The sequence below is a fragment of the Cellulomonas fulva genome, from assembly GCF_018531375.1.
GTDB lineage: Bacteria > Actinomycetota > Actinomycetes > Actinomycetales > Cellulomonadaceae > Cellulomonas > Cellulomonas fulva.
This window is the reverse complement of sequence record NZ_JAHBOH010000002.1, coordinates 646,462-662,774: the sequence shown is the minus strand read 5'-3', so window position 1 is coordinate 662,774 and position 16,313 is coordinate 646,462. Positions and strand designations below refer to the sequence as shown.

The following is a 16,313-nucleotide window of genomic DNA, read 5'->3' as shown; positions in this document are numbered from 1 at the left end:
CGTGCGCACCGTCGTCGCGACCGCAGCCGGGGGACCCGAGGTCCTCGCCCTCGTCGACCGTCCCGAGCCGCGGCCCGGCGCCGACGAGGTCCTGGTCCGCGTCGCCGCCGCTGGCGTCAACTTCATCGACACCTACCGCCGCTCGGGCACCTACCCGGTCCCCTACCCGCACGCGCTGGGGTCCGAGGGTGCCGGCGTGGTCGAGGCCGTGGGGTCCGACGTCACGCTCGTCGCACCCGGCGACCGTGTCGCGTGGTCCGAGGCGCCCGGCTCGTACGCCGACCTCGTCGTGGTCCGCGAACGGCACGTGCTGGTGGTCCCGGACGGCGTGACCGACCACGTCGCGGCGGCCCTCCCGCTGCAGGGCCTGACCGCGCACTACCTCGTCACCGCGTCCCACCGCGTGGCGCCCGGCGAGACGGTGCTGGTGCACGCGGCCGCCGGCGGCGTCGGCCTGCTGCTCACGCAGCTCGCCGTCGCGCGCGGCGCCCGGGTGATCGCGACCGTCGGCGCGGCGGACAAGGAGCGGCTCGCCCGCGCCGCCGGAGCGGACGAGGTCGTCCGGTACGACGAGCTCGACGACCTGACCGCCGACCTGCCCGCGCTCGTGCGCTCGCTGACGGACGGCCGCGGCGTCGCGGCCGTGTACGACGGCGTCGGCCGGTCCACGTTCGAGGCGTCGCTCGCCTCGCTCGCGCGGCGCGGCACGCTCGTGCTGTTCGGCGCCGCGTCCGGGCCCGTCCCGCCGGTCGACCCGCAGCGGCTCAACGCCGCGGGCTCCGTGTTCCTCACCCGGCCCACGCTCGGCGACCACGTCGCGACGCGGTCCGAGCTCGAGTGGCGCGCAGCCGAGCTGTTCGGCGCCGTCACGGACGGCTCGCTCGACGTGCGCGTCGGCGCCACGTTCCCCCTGGCCTCCGCGGCCGACGCCCACCGCGCCCTGGAGTCGCGGTCCACCACCGGAAAGGTCCTCCTGCTGCCATGAGCACTGCCCCCGCCCCCGTGACGACGACCGCGCCCGCCCGCGCGCTGACCGTCGAGGTCTGGTCCGACATCGCGTGCCCCTGGTGCTTCATCGGCAAGCGCCGGTTCGCCACCGCCCTCGCGTCGTTCCCCCAGCGGGAGCACGTCGACGTCGTCTGGCGGTCCTACCAGCTGTCCCCCGACACGCCGCGCGGCCCCGGCCGCCCGGAGGCCCAGGCCCTCGCGGAGATGAAGGGCATCCCGCTCGACGCGGTGCAGCAGATGTTCGCGCAGGTCACCGCGGTCGCCGCGGGCGAGGGTCTGGCCTACGACTTCGACACCGTCCTCGCGTTCAACTCCTACGACGCCCACCGTCTGGTGCACCTGGCACGCGAGACGGGCGGCGCCGAGCTCGCCGAGCGCCTGCTCGAGGCGCTGTTCTCCGCGCACTTCGAGCGTGGCGCCGACCTCGGGGTCGCCGACGGTCTCGTCGCGGTCGCCCGCGAGGCCGGCCTCGGCGAGGCCGGGCTCGACGACGAGGCGGTCGCGGCCTTCCTCGCGGGCGACGAGCAGGCGGGTGCGGTCGACCAGGACGTCGCCGAGGCACGCGCGCTCGGCGTGACCGGGGTGCCGTTCTTCGTCGTGGACCGGCGCTACGCCGTCTCGGGCGCCCAGCCCGCCGAGGTCTTCACCCAGCTGCTCGAGACGGGCTGGCGGGAGGCCAACCCGCTGCAGACGCTGGCGGGCGACCCCTCCGCGCAGGCGTGCGCGGACGACAGCTGCGCGGTCTGACCGCACAGCGCTGAGCCTCCCGGGCGCCGGCGACCCTCGTCGTCCCACGGTGCGCGGCACCCGCGACCTCGTCCCCTACGCTGCCCCCAGCGGATCCACGGCGTCGTGGCACTGACACCCGTCGGCGTGGCCGCACCGCACCGCGACGCGCCCCGGGAGGCACACCCATGACGACATCCCCCGACGTCCGCCAGCTCCGCACCGACCCGGTCGGCACCGTCGTGCCGTCGGCGGTGCCGACGCACTGGTACAACCTGGCCGCCGACCTGCCCGAGCCCGCGCCGCCGGCCCTGCACCCGGGCACGCGCGAGCCGCTCGGTCCGCAGGACCTCGCGCCGCTGTTCCCCATGGCGCTCATCGCGCAGGAGGTCAGCACCGAGCGGTACGTCGAGATCCCGCAGACCGTGCGGGAGATCTACGCCCTGTGGCGGCCGTCGCCGCTGGTCCGCGCGCTGCGCCTCGAGCGCGCGCTCGGGACGCCCGCGAAGATCTACTACAAGTACGAGGGCGTCTCGCCGGCCGGGTCGCACAAGCCCAACACCGCGGTCGCGCAGGCGTACTACAACGCGATCGAGGGCACGACGAAGCTGACCACCGAGACCGGCGCCGGGCAGTGGGGCGCGTCGCTGACCTTCGCGTGCTCGCTCCTCGGGCTCCAGTGCGAGGTGTGGCAGGTCCGGGCGTCGTACGACGCCAAGCCGTACCGGCGGATGCAGATGGAGACCTACGGCGGCGTGTGCCACCCCTCGCCGTCGGACCTGACCGCGGCCGGCCGCGCGATGCTCGAGGCCGACCCGACGACGACCGGGTCGCTGGGCATGGCGATCTCCGAGGCGGTCGAGGTCGCCGCGCAGGACCCCGACGCGCACTACGCGCTCGGGTCGGTGCTCAACCACGTCCTGCTGCACCAGAGCGTCATCGGGGTCGAGGCGCTCGCGCAGCTCGACGAGATCGGGGAGCAGGCGGACGTCGTGTTCGGCTGCGCCGGCGGCGGCTCGAACCTCGCGGGCCTGAGCTTCCCGTTCATCGGGCGCAACCTGCGGGACGGCACCGCCACGCGCGTGGTCGCGTGCGAGCCCGCGGCGTGCCCGTCGCTCACCCAGGGCGAGTACCGGTACGACTTCGGCGACGTCGCGGGGCTGACGCCGCTGCTCAAGATGCACACGCTCGGCAAGGACTTCGTGCCGCCGCCCATCCACGCCGGCGGCCTGCGCTACCACGGCATGGCGCCGATGGTGTCGCACGCGCTGAACCTCGGGCTGCTCGAGGCGGTCGCGGTCGAGCAGGAGACCGCGTTCGCGGCGGGCATCGAGTTCGCCCGGGCCGAGGGCATCATCCCCGCGCCGGAGTCCACGCACGCGGTCGCCGGTGCGATCGCGCACGCGCGGGCGGCGACGACCGACGAGACGATCGTCATCGGCCTGTCCGGCAACGGCGTGCTGGACCTGCCCGCGTACCACGCCTTCCTCTGAGCACGTCCGTCCCGGTCCCGCCCGATGCGACGAGCGGCGCGGGGCGGGCGGGAGACGACGGGACGACGAGGGGCCCCGCACCGGACGGTGCGGGGCCCCTCGTCGTGCGTGCGCGTGCCGTCAGGTCACCGCACGGTGAGCCGCCGGGACGCCGAGGCGGCCGTGTACCCCGCGTCGCCCCCGTAGGTCGCCTGCACGGTCACGGTGCTCGTCACCCGGGGCAGGGTGAAGGTCACCGCCCCGTCCTTCAGGGTCCCGACGAGCCGCGTTCCGCCCGCGGTCAGCGTGACCTTGCCGGTCGGCTCCGGCGCGCCAGGCTGGCCCGCCACCGCGACCGTCACCTCGGGGCGGCTCCCCTTCTTCACCGACCAGCGCGCGGTCGTGAGCGACACCTTCGACCTCGCCTTGACCACGGTGAGCGTCGCCGTGCCCGAGGACCCCGCGACCTGCGACGAGCCCGTGAAGGTCGCCGTCAAGGTGTGCTCGCCCGCGGCGAGCGTGCGGGGCAGGGCGATCGTCGCGCGCGCGGCCTTCCCGCTCCCGACGAGCGTGCCGGTCGCCACGAGCCGGCCGTCCGCACGGAGCTGCACGGTGCCCGACGGCGTCGCGCTCGCGCCGGTCACGACCACCCGGGCCGTGACCGCCGCGCCGTACCGGACCGTCCCGGGGGTGAGCGTCACGGACGTCGTCGACGACGAGCGCGCGATCGTCGTCGTGAGAGTCCCCGTCGACGCGCCCCACTGGCCGAGGGTCGGCTGGAAGACCGCCCGCAGCTGGTGGGTGCCTGCCGAGAGCTGGACGCTCGTCGTCGCCGTGCCGAACCGGACCGGGACCGTGTCGAGCCACAGCGCGCCGTCGAGGAACGTGACCGTGCCCGCGACGCCCGCGGTGTCGATCCGGGCCGTGAGCACCTGCGTGCTGCCGACGACGCGCTCTCCCATCAGGGTGAGCGTGGTCGTCGTCGGCATCGTGGCCTTGACGGTCAGCGGGATGCGCACGGCCGTGCCGCTGGGTGCGGCGACGAGCGTGAGCTCGTGCTCGCCCGGCGTGACGTCGCCGGGGACGACGACCGCCACGGTGGCCGCGCCGTCGGTGACGGTGGCGCCGCCGATGGACTCGCCGTCCAGCCGGATGTCGAGCGACGTGTTCCGCGGCGAGCCAAGGCTCGTCAGGTCGAGCCGGCTGACGTCGAACGTGACGGCGTCGCCCGCGAAGACCTCCGACGGCTGGTCGGTGACCGCCACCGCGTGCCGGGCGAAGTCCGGCGCGAGGTCGTCGTGCGACTGCAGGTAGGCGATCCACGCGTCGCGGTCGATCAGACCCGAGTCGCGGGCGTCGGCACCCTCCGTGAACACCCGGAAGTTGTCACCGCCGGTCGCCAGGAAGGAGAACGTGCCGATCCGGTACTCGGCCTCCGGGTCGAGCGGCTCACCGTCGATCGTGACCGACGTGATGTGCTCGCCCTGACCGGCGGCCGGGTCGTAGGTGTAGGACACGTTGTCCGAGAGGCCGAGCTGCAGGTACGGCCGCGACGGCACGGTGCCGTCGGGGTTGGTCTGCCACTGCTGCTCGAGCATCGTGACCACCTGGTCACCCGTGAGCGTGGTGGTCCACAGGTTGTTCACGAACGGCAGCACCGCGTTGGCCTCCGCGTAGGTGACCACACCGTCCTGGGTCTCCGCGCCGCTGCGCGCGTAGAGCAGCTCGCCGCGCAGACCACCGGGGTTCACCACGCCGATGTCCGCACCACCGCGAGCCTCGTCCGCCAGCGTCTCCCGCAGCGAGTTCGCCACCAGGTTCCCCAGCGTCGACTCGCTCGCCCGGTCGTCACGCCCCGTCGTCGTGCCCGGAGCCGACCCCACGTACTTCCCGTCGACGTACGACCCACCGGTGAACGCGGTCGTGATGTCCGCCGTGACCGACCCGACCGGCTGGCCACCGACCTCCGCCGCGTACGCGAGCGCCTCGTCGACGATCGACTTGACCTCGGCGACGCGCTCGAACTGCGCGACCAGGTCGGCATCGGCGGTCGTCGTGCGGGCGACGTTGGTCTCAGTGTGCGCGACGACCTCGTCCGACGCCACGTCGTACGTCAGGACGACCTTGCCGACGAACTCGCCGTACGAACCCGTCTGCAGGACGGGACGCGTGGCGCCGTCCTCGCCCGGGACCGGGGCCGACCACGCGTACTGCTTGTGGGTGTGCCCGGTGAAGATCGCGTCGACCGCGGCCGAGGTGTCCTCGACGATCGAGGCGAACGCACCGCCCGCGTCGATCTCCTCCTCCAGGGTCGCGCCGTCCGGCGTCCCCGCGCCCGCGCCCTCGTGGTACTCGGCCACGATCACGTCGGCCTCGCCGTTCGCCGCGTCACCGTCCGTGAGCTGCGCCGCGACCCGGTTCACCGCCTCGACCGGGTCACCGAACTCGAGGCCCTCGATGCCCGCGGGGGTCACCAGCGACGGCGTCTCCTGCGTGATCGCGCCGATGACGCCGACCGTCACGCCGTCCATGTCGAGCAGGGCGTACTCCGGCAGCACCGGGGTCGTCGTGCCCTCCTGGTACACGTTGGCACCGAGGTAGTCCCAGCCCGCGTTCTCGTCACCCTCGGCACCGATCACCCGGTCCCGCAGGTCCGCGAACCCCTTGTCGAACTCGTGGTTGCCCACCGCCGACGCCGACAGGTCCAACGCGTTCAGCACGTCGATCGTCGGCTGGTCGTCCTGCGTCGCCGACGCGAACAACGACGCCCCGATGTTGTCACCCGCCGACAAGAACGCCACCGGCCCCGTCGCCGCAGCCCGCTGCTGCTCCACCGTCCCCGCGAACCGCACCGTGTTCGCATCGATCCGACCGTGGAAGTCGTTGATGTTCAGGAACGTCAGGTCGACCTGACCCCCGTTCCCGGCCTCCACGACGAGCGGGACCGTGACCGTGGTTCCGCTCGGCTCCGCGACGAGGGTGAGCACGTGGCCGCCCGCGGACGTCTGCGCCGGCACCGTCACCGTGACGGTGGCCGCGCCGGACGTGACGGTGGCCGTCCCGATCGACGCGCCGTCGAGCCGGACGTCCAGCTCGGTGTTCGCCGGCGAGCCGAGGCTCGTCAGGTCGAGCTTGCTGACACCGAACGTGAGCTCCGCACCCGCCTCGACCGTGGCCGGCAGGTCCGTGACCGCGACCGCATGCCGGGCGAAGTCCGGCGTCAGCTCCGGGTTGGCCTGCAGGTAGGCGATCCAGGCGTCCCGGTCGACGAGACCCGAGTCTCGGGTGTCCTCGCCGTCGGTGAAGACGCGGAAGTTGTCACCGCCGGTCGCCAGGAAGGAGAACGTGCCGATCCGGTACTCGGCCTCCGGGTCGAGCGGCTCACCGTCGATCGTGACCGACGTGATGTGCTCGCCCTGACCGGCGGCCGGGTCGTAGGTGTAGGACACGTTGTCCGAGAGGCCGAGCTGCAGGTACGGCCGCGACGGCACGGTGCCGTCGGGGTTGGTCTGCCACTGCTGCTCGAGCATCGTGACCACCTGGTCACCCGTCAGCGTGGTGGTCCACAGGTTGTTCACGAACGGCAGCACCGCGTTGGCCTCCGCGTAGGTGACCACACCGTCCTGGGTCTCCGCGCCGCTGCGCGCGTAGAGCAGCTCGCCGCGCAGACCACCGGGGTTCACCACGCCGATGTCCGCACCACCGCGAGCCTCGTCCGCCAGCGTCTCCCGCAGCGAGTTCGCCACCAGGTTCCCCAGCGTCGACTCGCTCGCCCGGTCGTCACGCCCCGTCGTCGTGCCCGGAGCCGACCCCACGTACTTCCCGTCGACGTACGACCCACCGGTGAACGCCGTCGTGATGTCCGCCGTGACCGACCCGACCGGCTGGCCACCGACCTCCGCCGCGTACGCGAGCGCCTCGTCGACGATCGACTTCACCTCCGCGACGCGGGGGTAGGTCGCCACGAGCGACGTGTCGCTCGCCGTGGTCCGCGCGACGTTGGCCGCGCTGTGCGCCACGACCTCGTCGGCGGCGGGGTCGTACGTGAGCACGACCTTGCCGACGAACTCGCCATAGGAACCGGTCTGCAGGACCGGTCGGGTCGCCCCCTCGACACCCGGCACCGGCGCGTCCCACGCGTACTGCTTGTGGGTGTGGCCGGTGAAGATCACGTCGACCGCGGCCGAGGTGTCCTCGACGATCGAGGCGAACGCACCGCCCGCGTCGATCTCCTCCTGCAGGGTCGCGCCGTCCGGCGTCCCCGCGCCCGCGCCCTCGTGGTACTCGGCCACGATCACGTCGGCCTCGCCGTTCGCCGCGTCACCGTCCGTGAGCTGCGCCGCGACCCGGTTCACCGCCTCGACCGGGTCACCGAACTCGAGGCCCTCGATGCCCGCGGGGGTCACCAGCGACGGCGTCTCCTGCGTGATCGCGCCGATGACGCCGACCGTCACGCCGTCCATGTCGAGCAGGGCGTACTCCGGCAGCACCGGGGTCGTCGTGCCCTCCTGGTACACGTTGGCACCGAGGTAGTCCCAGCCCGCGTTCTCGTCACCCTCGGCACCGATCACCCGGTCCCGCAGGTCCGCGAACCCCTTGTCGAACTCGTGGTTGCCCACCGCCGACGCCGACAGGTCCAACGCGTTCAGCACGTCGATCGTCGGCTGGTCGTCCTGCGTCGCCGACGCGAACAACGACGCCCCGATGTTGTCACCCGCCGACAAGAACGCCACCGGCCCCGTCGCCGCAGCCCGCTGCTGCTCCACCGTCCCCGCGAACCGCACCGTGTTCGCATCGATCCGACCGTGGAAGTCGTTGATGTTCAGGAACGTCAGGTCGACGGTCTCCGGCGCGTCCCCGCCCGCCGCGAGCCCGACGACCACCGGGTCGTGGTCCGACGAGCGGTACGGGTCCGGCGCGTAGTAGAGCGCGCCGTGGTAGTTGTACCGGCTGTACTCGAGCGCGATCGACTCGGGCGAGTTGATCTCCCAGACGTCGGCTCCCGTGGCCCGGTCCAGTGCCGCCTCGTTGAGCAGCACGTGGTCGAGCGAGCCCGCGAGGCCGCTGAACGAGTACGAGTACTCCCCGGGCGCCAGCTCCTCGGTCGCGTCGGCGTAGCCGGCCGCGTAGAGCACCTGGAGCGGGTCCTCCTGGGTGTAGGAGTTGAAGTCGCCGACCAGCGCGACCGAGTCCACGCCGCCCTGGATGGTCGGCACCCAGTCCCGCAGCGCGGTCGCCTGCGCCACGCGCGACGCGTTCGACGCGCCCTGGCCGTCCTTGGCGTCCTCGTCGCCCGGAAGGGGTCCCGCGGAGCCCTTGGACTTGAAGTGGTTCACGACGACGAGCAGCGGCTCGCCCCCGGCGACGGGCTCGAACGCCTGCGCGATCGGCTCGCGCGCGTTGCCGAACGGCTCGCTGCCGGTCGACAGGGTGCCGAGGGCGCGCGACGGCCCGCGCCGCTCCACGGCGGCCGGCTGGTAGATGATCGCGTTGGTGATCACGTCCTGCTCACCGACCACGGGCAGCTCGCCCGAGGACGGCACGTAGGCCCAGCGGGTCTCCCCGGCGGCTGTGTTGAGCGCCCCGACGAGCGTCGCGAGCGCCTCGTCCGGCACGCCGTCCACCTTGAGCGAGTTCTCGATCTCGAGCAGGCCGACGACGTCGGCGTCGAGCGCGTTGATCGCGGCGACGATCTTGTCCTGCTGCCGCGCCAGGTCCTGGGCGTCCCACGCGCCGCGCTGGTTGCACCCCTCGTCGACGGTCACGCCGTCACCGGTGCGGTCCTTGTACGCGACGCAGCTCGCGGAGTCGGTGCCGAGCGTCGTGAAGTAGTTGAGCACGTTGAAGGACGCGACCGTGACGTCGCCGCCGACGGCCTCGGGAGCGGCCGTGCGGGTGTTCTCGAACGAGACCGGGCTCCCTGCCGTGCCCGAGACGGGGCCGGTGGGGTCGAGCTTCCACGTGTCGTTCAGGTAGGTCACGACGACGGGCTCGTCGAAGGTGACCGCCGCACCGACCCGCACCGGCTCGGTCAGCGAGACGTAGGACGGCTCGAGCGACTGGTTCGCCGTGCTCAGGAAGTTCGTGGTCGCCCCGTCGTCGAGCACCACGCCGCGTGCGGCGTTGTCGTCCTTGACCGCCTGGATCGCCGCGGTGTCCTGCGCGTCGGCGACCTCGGTCCACTGCAGCAGCGGCTGCGTGCCGGTCGCCAGCCCGACCTCGCCGTACAGGTTGGTCGAGTAGGTGTTGGACACGGTGAGGTCACCGGTGGGCAGGAAGAGCATCGACTCGATCGCCTCGCGCGCATCCGCCGTGGCCGGCCACGCGCCGGTGAGCGGCTCCACGGACCCGGTCTCGTCGAGCACCTCGAGGCCCGCGGCGCTCGTGACCGTCAGCTGCGTCTGGCCGAACCGCTCGCTGACCGCGCCCGTGACCTGCACGACGTCGCCGATCTCCACCGACGCCACGGTGCTGGGCGAGTACACGAACACGGCGTCGGACGCCGTCCGCTCCCCGAGCGCACCGCCGGTGCCGGCGGTCTGGATCGCGTAGCCGCCACGCCCGCCGGTCGGGTACGCCGCCGTGACCACGCCGGTGGTCGTGACCGTCGCCCCGACGAGGGGCGACTCGTCGCCCGTGCCCTGGATCTCCGCGATCGTGACCGGGTCCTCGGGGTCCACGGGCTCCTCGGGCGCGACGAGCCCGCCGCCGAGCGGCGTCGGCGTGCCACCCGTGAAGTCCGCCGCGTTGTCGGCCGTGTGCGCGTGCGCCGTCCGCGCGACCGAGGTCGTGTTGCTCGCTCCCAGCGCGGGTCCGGTGCCGGCGTACGACGAGGCGGTCGCCCCGAACCCGACGAGGTCGACGACCGTCGCCGCGCTGTCGCACCCCGAGGCGCAGGTCAGCGGCGTCGTCGAGCTGACGAGAGCGACCTTGCCCGCGCCCGCGCCCATCGCGATGCCGCCGTCCACGTCGACCGTGATCGCGGCACCGGTGCTGCCGCTCGCGCCGCCGACCAGCACCGAGCCACCCGCGGCGATCGACCCGCTGAGCGGCGTGGTGTTGCTCCAGCTCGAGCCGGTCGCGGACGCGTACTGGACCGACCACCCGGCGAGCGAGACCGGCTCGCCGCCGGGGTTGTAGAGCTCCACGAAGTCCCGGTTGAACGGGGCGCCCGAGTTGCCGCCGCCCCCGTAGACCTCGTCGATGATGACGGGCGTCGTCGTCGAGACGCCGGCGGAGGCCGATGCTGCTGTCACCACCGATCCCGTGAGTGCCACGGCGAGGGCGGCGAGCCCTCCGGTGATCGATCTGGTGCCAGCGCGCACGGCGGGGCTCTCCTTCGTCGGGGAACACGCGTTCGGCCGCCGTGTCGGCGGCCGACGCTCACCCTCGCCCGGATGTCCGATTCGCCGCAACTACTGGCAAGTAACAATGCGGTGAACTCATCGGACGACCGATGTCGCGCGCGTGTCCGGCGGCCGCGATCCGCCCGTACCGGACAGCCCGACGACGCCGCCGACCTGGCACGACGTCCCCCGGCTCTCGACGAGCAGGGGCACGCGCACCAGGTCGGCGGCGGGCGGGACCGGCGTCAGGCCCGCAGCGTGGCGCCGAACCGCGCCGACGCCTCGGCGACCACGGCGTCGCGCACCGCAGCCGTCTCGGCGGCCGTCAGGGTGCGGTCGGCCGCACGCAGCCGCAGCGCGAACGCGAGCGAGCGGTGCCCCGCGGGCACCTGCTCACCGACGTACTCGTCGAACAGCCGCACGTCCTCGACCACGTCGCCGGCCGGGCTCGCGACCGCGCCCGCGCGCACCGCCGCGAGGACGTCGGCGGCCGGGACCTCGACGGGCACGACGAGCGCGACGTCCTCCTTCGCCGCGGGGAACGTCGAGATGCCGCGAGCCTGGAACGCGTCCCGCGGCGCGGCCGCGAGCAGGACGTCGAGGTCCAGCTCGAACGCGGCAGAGCGCGCGGGCAGGTCGTGCGCCGCGACGACGTTCGGGTGCAGCTCGCCCGCCCAGCCGACGACGAGGCCGTCCGCCGTCTCGAGGCGCGCGCAGCGGCCCGGGTGCCACGGCGCCCGGTCCGGGTCCGCGACGACGCGCAGCGGCGTCCCGACGACCAGAGCGGCCCGCTGCGCCGCGGCGATCGCGTCACCGTGGTCGGCGCGACGGCCCGCACCCCACAGCCCGGCGGGCTCGACCCGCCCGGCCAGGACGCCGGCCACGTGCCGCGGCTGCGGCGGCACCGCGGCGTCGATCGCCGCGAGCTCGTCGTCGGACGGCCGCACAGCACCCGGCAGCGTGGGCGCGGCGCCGGACCCCGCGACCGGGAGGGTGACGAGGCCCACCTCGTACACGCACACGTCCGCGGTGCCGCGTGCCACGTTGCGGCGCGCGGTGTCCAGCAGGGTCACGAGCAGGTTCGTCCGCAGGAGCGGCTGCGCGTCGGACAGCGGGTTGACCAGGCGCACGGCCCGGCGCCGCTCGTCGTCGGCGGGCAGCCCGAGCGTCTCGACCTGGTCCTCGCCCACGAACGGGTAGCTCAGCACCTCGACGAGGCCGGACTCCGCGAGGGAGTCCGCCACCGCGCGGCGGGCCCGCTGCTCCCAGGTGAGTCCCAGCCCGGCCGGCGCCGGCGGCACCACGGACGGGATCGAGTCGTAGCCGCGCAGGCGCGCGACCTCCTCGACCAGGTCCACCGGGACGGCCAGGTCGGGTCGCCAGCTCGGCGGCGTGACGAGCGCTCCGCCCTCGGGCAGGTCCTCGACCGTGCAGCCGATCTCGAGCAGCACCGAGCGCACCTCGTCGTGGGTGTACGGCACGCCGACCAGACGCCCGGGCAGGTCGAGGTCGAGGGTGATCGCGGCGGGCACGCTCGTCCGGTCCACGTCGGTCAGCGCGTCGTCCGCGGTGCCGCCGCCGTGCTCCGTCAGCAGCTCGACCACCCGCGCGACCGCGACACGGGCCAGGCGCGGGTCCACGCCACGCTCGAACCGCTTCGCCGCCTCGCTCGGCAGCTTGTGCCGACGTGCGCTGCGCGCGACCGTGACCGGGTCGAAGTGCGCGGCCTCGACGAGGACGTCCGTCGTCGTCGGACCGACCTCGGTGTCGCCGCCACCCATGACCGCCGCGAGACCGACCGGCCGCGAGCCGCGTCCGTCCGGGCTGTCCGCGATCAGGAGGTCCTGCGGGTCCAGCGCACGGACCTGGTCGTCCAGCGTCCGCAGACGCTCCCCCGCACGCGCACGCCGCACGACGATCGGCGCGTGCAGCGTCGCGAGGTCGTACGCGTGCAGCGGCTGGCCCAGGTCGAGCATGACGTAGTTCGTCACGTCGACCGCGAGCGAGATCGGGCGCATGCCGGCCTGCTGCAGACGACGCTGCAGCCACGCCGGCGACGGGTCGTTCGCGCGCACGCCGCGGACCACCTGGGCGACGAACCGGTCGGCACCCGGCACGCCGTGGATCGGCGCGTGGTCGTCGATCTCCACCGCGAAGCCCGCGGGGCGCACGTCGAGCGGCTCCGGCAGCGCCGGGTCGGTGAACGCGGCGCCCGTGGAGTGCGCGTACTCGCGCGCGACGCCCCGCATCGAGAAGCAGTAGCCCCGGTCCGGGGTCACGTTGATCTCGAGGACCTCCTCGCCGAGCCCGAGCAGCTCGCGGGCGTCGGCGCCGACCGGCGCGTCGATGCCGAGCTCGGACAGCACGATGATCCCGGCGTGGTCCTCGCCCAGCCCGAGCTCGCGCGCCGAGCAGATCATGCCGTCCGAGACGTGGCCGTACGTCTTGCGCGACGCGATCGGGAACGGTCCGGGCAGCACCGCGCCGGGCAGCGCGACGACGACGTGGTCGCCGACGTCGAAGTTGTGCGCACCGCACACGATGCCGCGAGGCGCACGGCTGCCGTCCTCGAGGACCTCGTTGTGGTCCGCGCCGACGTCCACACGGCACCAGTTGATGGTCTTGCCGTTCTTCTGCGGCTCGGGGGTGCGCTCGACGACGCGACCGACGACGAGCGGGCCGGTCACGGCGGCGGCGTGGACCGCCTCCTCCTCGAGCCCGACGCGGACGAGGTCCGCCGCGAGCTGCTCGGCCGTGAGGCCCGCCGGAAGCTCGACGTGCTCGCCGAGCCAGGACAGAGGGACGCGAGGCATCAGATCACCGCCTGGAACTGGGTGGAGAACCGCACGTCGCCCTCGACCATGTCGTGCATGAGGCCGATGCCGTGGCGGAGCATGAGGGTGCGCTCGATGCCCATGCCGAACGCGAAGCCGGAGTAGACGTCCGGGTCCACGCCGCACGCGCGCAGCACGTTGGGGTTGACCATCCCGCAGCCGCCCCACTCGATCCAGCCGGGGCCGCCCTTCTTCTGCGGGAACCACAGGTCCATCTCCGCGGACGGCTCCGTGAACGGGAAGTACGACGGCCGCAGGCGCGTCCGCGCGTCCGGGCCGAACATCGCCTTGGCGAAGTGGTCCAGCGTGCCCTTGAGGTGCGCCATGGTCAGGCCCTCGTCGATCGCGAGGCCCTCGACCTGGTGGAACACGGGCGTGTGCGTCGCGTCGAGCTCGTCGGTGCGGAACACCTTGCCCGGGCACGCGATGTAGACCGGCACGCCGCGCTCGAGCAGCGAGCGGGCCTGCACGGGGCTCGTGTGCGTGCGCAGCACCAGGTTCGACGGCTCGTCGGACCCGTCCGGGTGCGCCACGTAGAACGTGTCCTGCATCTGCCGCGCCGGGTGGTCGACGCCGAAGTTCAGCGCGTCGAAGTTGAACCACTCGGCCTCGAGCTCGGGACCCTCCGCGATCTGCCAGCCCATCGCGACGAACACGTCCGCGACGCGCTGCTGCAGCACCTCGAGCGGGTGGCGGGCGCCGCGCGGGTGGCGGTCGGCGGGGAGCGTCACGTCGACGGTCTCCTCGACGAGCACCCGCGCGTCGCGCTCGGCCTCGAGCGCCGTCTGGCGCGCGGCGACCGCGGCGTTGACGCGACCGCGCGCCTGGCCGACGAGCCGCCCCGCGACGCCCTTGTCGGCGGGGGCGAGCCCGCCGATCGCGCGGTTGGCGAGGGCGAGGGGGCTGCGGTCGCCGGTGTGCGCGAGGCGCACGGACTTCAGGGCGTCGAGGTCGGCGGCTGCGGCGACGTCGGCGAGGGCCGCGTCGACCGCGGCCGCGACGCCGGGCTCGTCGAGCGGGGACAGGCTGGGCAGCTCAGGGGTGACCGCGCCGTCGTCGGGCGCAGCGGGGTTCTCGGACATCCGAACCTTCCGGGGGTGGGCTCATCGACCGGCGACGCGCGGGACGCCGCCAGCCGTGGGCGGCGCGCGCGGCGCGCCGACCAGCGGGCAAGTCTAGGGCGCCCGTCCCGGGTCCAGGGTGGAGGTCCACCGCGGTCTGCCGTCCGGGGACGACGAGGGTGCGGGGATGCTCGCGTGCGCGTCAGCGCGGCCCGGGGACGGGCCGCGGAAATCGGCGACCAGCCGCCGCGCGTCGTGCGATCACCGGCCCAGCATGGCACGCCGCGTCGCCGCGGACCCAGCCGATTCCCGGCCGGCCACGGCTCGGGTCACCGGCGGTCACCGGTCCGACCCGGCGGCTCAGCCGCCCAAGGGAAGCCGGTCGACCGTCCGGTACAGCGGCCCGCCGCCGCGCCCCGCGCCCGGGACCGACTCGACCAGGCGCACCTCGGCCACGGTCCACTGCGGTCCCCGGTACACCGCGAGCGCGCGCACCAGCCCCGCGACGGGGTCGTCCGGCGCGGCCTCGCGCACCGAGTCCCGCGGGCGCGACGACCGCCGACGCGGCGGACCGCTGCCGGGTCGTGCCCGCCCGACCGTGAGGTGGGGCCGGTCCCGCGCGCGCCCGTCGTCGTGCGCCCCCAGCTCGAGGCCGACCTCCCGGCATGCGCGTGTGACGGACGCGTGCTCGTCGAGACCGCCGCCCGCCCCGACCCAGAGCGTGCGGTGCGAGAACACGCCGGCCCCGCGCAGCGCCAGCGGGTACGGCCGCAGGTCCGCGCACGCCTCCCCCAGCGCCTCGCCGAGCGCGGGCACCAGTGCGTCGGGGAGGTCGCCGTAGAAGGCGGTGGTCAGGTGCCAGGTCTCGCGCGCGGACCAGCGCACGTCCGACGAGCGACCCGCCGGGCCGCCGCGCGCGGTCGCGAGGGCGAGGTCCAGGTGGTCGAGCACCTCCTCGGGCGGCCACACGGCCGCGAAGGTCCTCACGCTCCCCCGTCGGCACGGACCCGCTGCGCCGGGACGCGCTGCGCCCGCGCGCTCGCGTACAGGCACACGGTCGCGGCCGTCGCGAGGTTGAGCGACTCCGCGCGGCCGTGCAGCGGCACGCGCACCACCGCGTCCGCGAGCGCGCGGTCCTCGTCCGGCAGCCCCCACGCCTCGTTGCCGAACAGCCACGCCGTGGGCGCGGCGAGGTCGGGGACGCCCGCGGGGGCCCGGCCCGCGACGTCGAGCAGGTCGTCGATGTCGTGCTCGCCCGTGCCGTCGGCCGCGAGGACCGTCAGACCCGCGGCGCGCAGCCGCTCGACCGCCGCGCGCGGCTCGACGTCGTACGCGACCGGCACGTGGAACAGCGAGCCGGCGGTCGAGCGCACCGCCTTGGGGTTGTGCACGTCGACGCTCGCCGTGGTCAGCACCACCCCGCCCGCGCCCGCGGCGTCGGCGGCCCGGATCACCGTCCCCGCGTTGCCCGGGTCACGGACCCGGGCGAGGACGGCGACGAGCCGCGGCCCGCCCTCGAGCACGTGGCCCAGGTCCGGGTCGAGCAGGTCCGCGACCGCCACGACCCCCTGCCCGTCGGCGCTCATCGCCGCGAGCACCTCGTCGTCGCCGATCGTCGTGCGGATCCCGCGCGCCGCGGCCGCGGCCACGATCTCGTCGTACCGGTGCGCCCCCGCACGCGTGAGGTACAGGTCCCGCACCCGTGCGCGCGAGCCGGCGACGGCCTCGCGCACCGCCTGCGGCCCCTCGACGAGGAACCGTCGTTGCCGCTCGCGCACCGATCGTCCGGCCAGCGCGCGCACCGCCTTGACCCGGTCGCTCCGCGGGTTGGTGAGCAGGTCGTGTCCGTCCACGCCCCCATCATCG

8 protein-coding genes are annotated in these 16,313 nt (G+C 74.3%); 3 read left to right on the top strand and 5 right to left on the bottom strand.

The features are described from left to right. The first annotated feature begins 1 nt into the window (after position 1). From KIN34_RS16465 to KIN34_RS16455, 3 genes are all read left to right on the top strand, one after another. Positions 2-985 (top strand): quinone oxidoreductase family protein, encoded by a 984-nt coding sequence (locus tag KIN34_RS16465; RefSeq protein WP_214353061.1) that lies wholly within the window; start codon positions 2-4, stop codon positions 983-985. Further along, positions 982-1,755 carry a DsbA family oxidoreductase gene (locus KIN34_RS16460; protein WP_214353059.1) on the top strand — a complete coding sequence of 258 codons (774 nt, stop codon included), beginning with the start codon at positions 982-984 and terminating at the stop codon, positions 1,753-1,755. The genes KIN34_RS16465 and KIN34_RS16460 overlap by 4 nt, the downstream gene beginning before the upstream one ends. A 167-nt stretch (positions 1,756-1,922) precedes the next feature. Further along, positions 1,923-3,227, top strand: a complete 1,305-nt coding sequence (locus tag KIN34_RS16455) for a TrpB-like pyridoxal phosphate-dependent enzyme (protein WP_214353057.1) — start codon at positions 1,923-1,925, stop codon at positions 3,225-3,227. A 125-nt stretch (positions 3,228-3,352) separates the two neighbouring features. Here the strand turns inward: KIN34_RS16455 and KIN34_RS17545 are convergent, their stop codons facing one another. The 5 genes from KIN34_RS17545 to KIN34_RS16430 form a co-directional block, all read right to left on the bottom strand. Next, positions 3,353-10,531, bottom strand: a complete 7,179-nt coding sequence (locus KIN34_RS17545) for an ExeM/NucH family extracellular endonuclease (RefSeq protein ID WP_214353055.1) — start codon at positions 10,529-10,531, stop codon at positions 3,353-3,355. Between the two features lie 266 nt (positions 10,532-10,797). Further along, positions 10,798-13,365 carry a phenylalanine--tRNA ligase subunit beta gene (pheT, locus tag KIN34_RS16445; RefSeq protein ID WP_214353053.1) on the bottom strand — a complete coding sequence of 856 codons (2,568 nt, stop codon included), beginning with the start codon at positions 13,363-13,365 and terminating at the stop codon, positions 10,798-10,800. Next, on the bottom strand, positions 13,365-14,468 hold the full coding sequence (gene pheS / locus KIN34_RS16440; protein ID WP_214353051.1) for a phenylalanine--tRNA ligase subunit alpha: 1,104 nt from the start codon (positions 14,466-14,468) through the stop codon (positions 13,365-13,367). The genes pheT and pheS overlap by 1 nt, the downstream gene beginning before the upstream one ends. Before the next feature lie 339 nt (positions 14,469-14,807). Beyond that, positions 14,808-15,434 carry an RNA 2',3'-cyclic phosphodiesterase gene (gene thpR / locus KIN34_RS16435; RefSeq protein ID WP_214353049.1) on the bottom strand — a complete coding sequence of 209 codons (627 nt, stop codon included), beginning with the start codon at positions 15,432-15,434 and terminating at the stop codon, positions 14,808-14,810. Next, the gene (locus KIN34_RS16430) at positions 15,431-16,300 is read right to left on the bottom strand and encodes a TrmH family RNA methyltransferase (protein WP_214353047.1); all 870 of its coding nucleotides are present in this window, start codon (positions 16,298-16,300) and stop codon (positions 15,431-15,433) included. Before KIN34_RS16430 ends, thpR begins: the two co-directional genes overlap by 4 nt. Between the last annotated feature and the right edge of the window lie 13 nt (positions 16,301-16,313).

What these genes read in the sequence shown, in the direction of transcription:
- KIN34_RS16460 (WP_214353059.1), top strand. Translation starts at nt 982, where the DNA reads ATGAGCACTGCCCCCGCCCCCGTGACGACGACCGCGCCCGCCCGCGCG.
- KIN34_RS16455 (WP_214353057.1), top strand. Translation starts at nt 1,923, where the DNA reads ATGACGACATCCCCCGACGTCCGCCAGCTCCGCACCGACCCGGTCGGC.
- pheS (WP_214353051.1), bottom strand. Translation starts at nt 14,468, where the DNA reads ATGTCCGAGAACCCCGCTGCGCCCGACGACGGCGCGGTCACCCCTGAG.
- pheT (WP_214353053.1), bottom strand. Translation starts at nt 13,365, where the DNA reads ATGCCTCGCGTCCCTCTGTCCTGGCTCGGCGAGCACGTCGAGCTTCCG.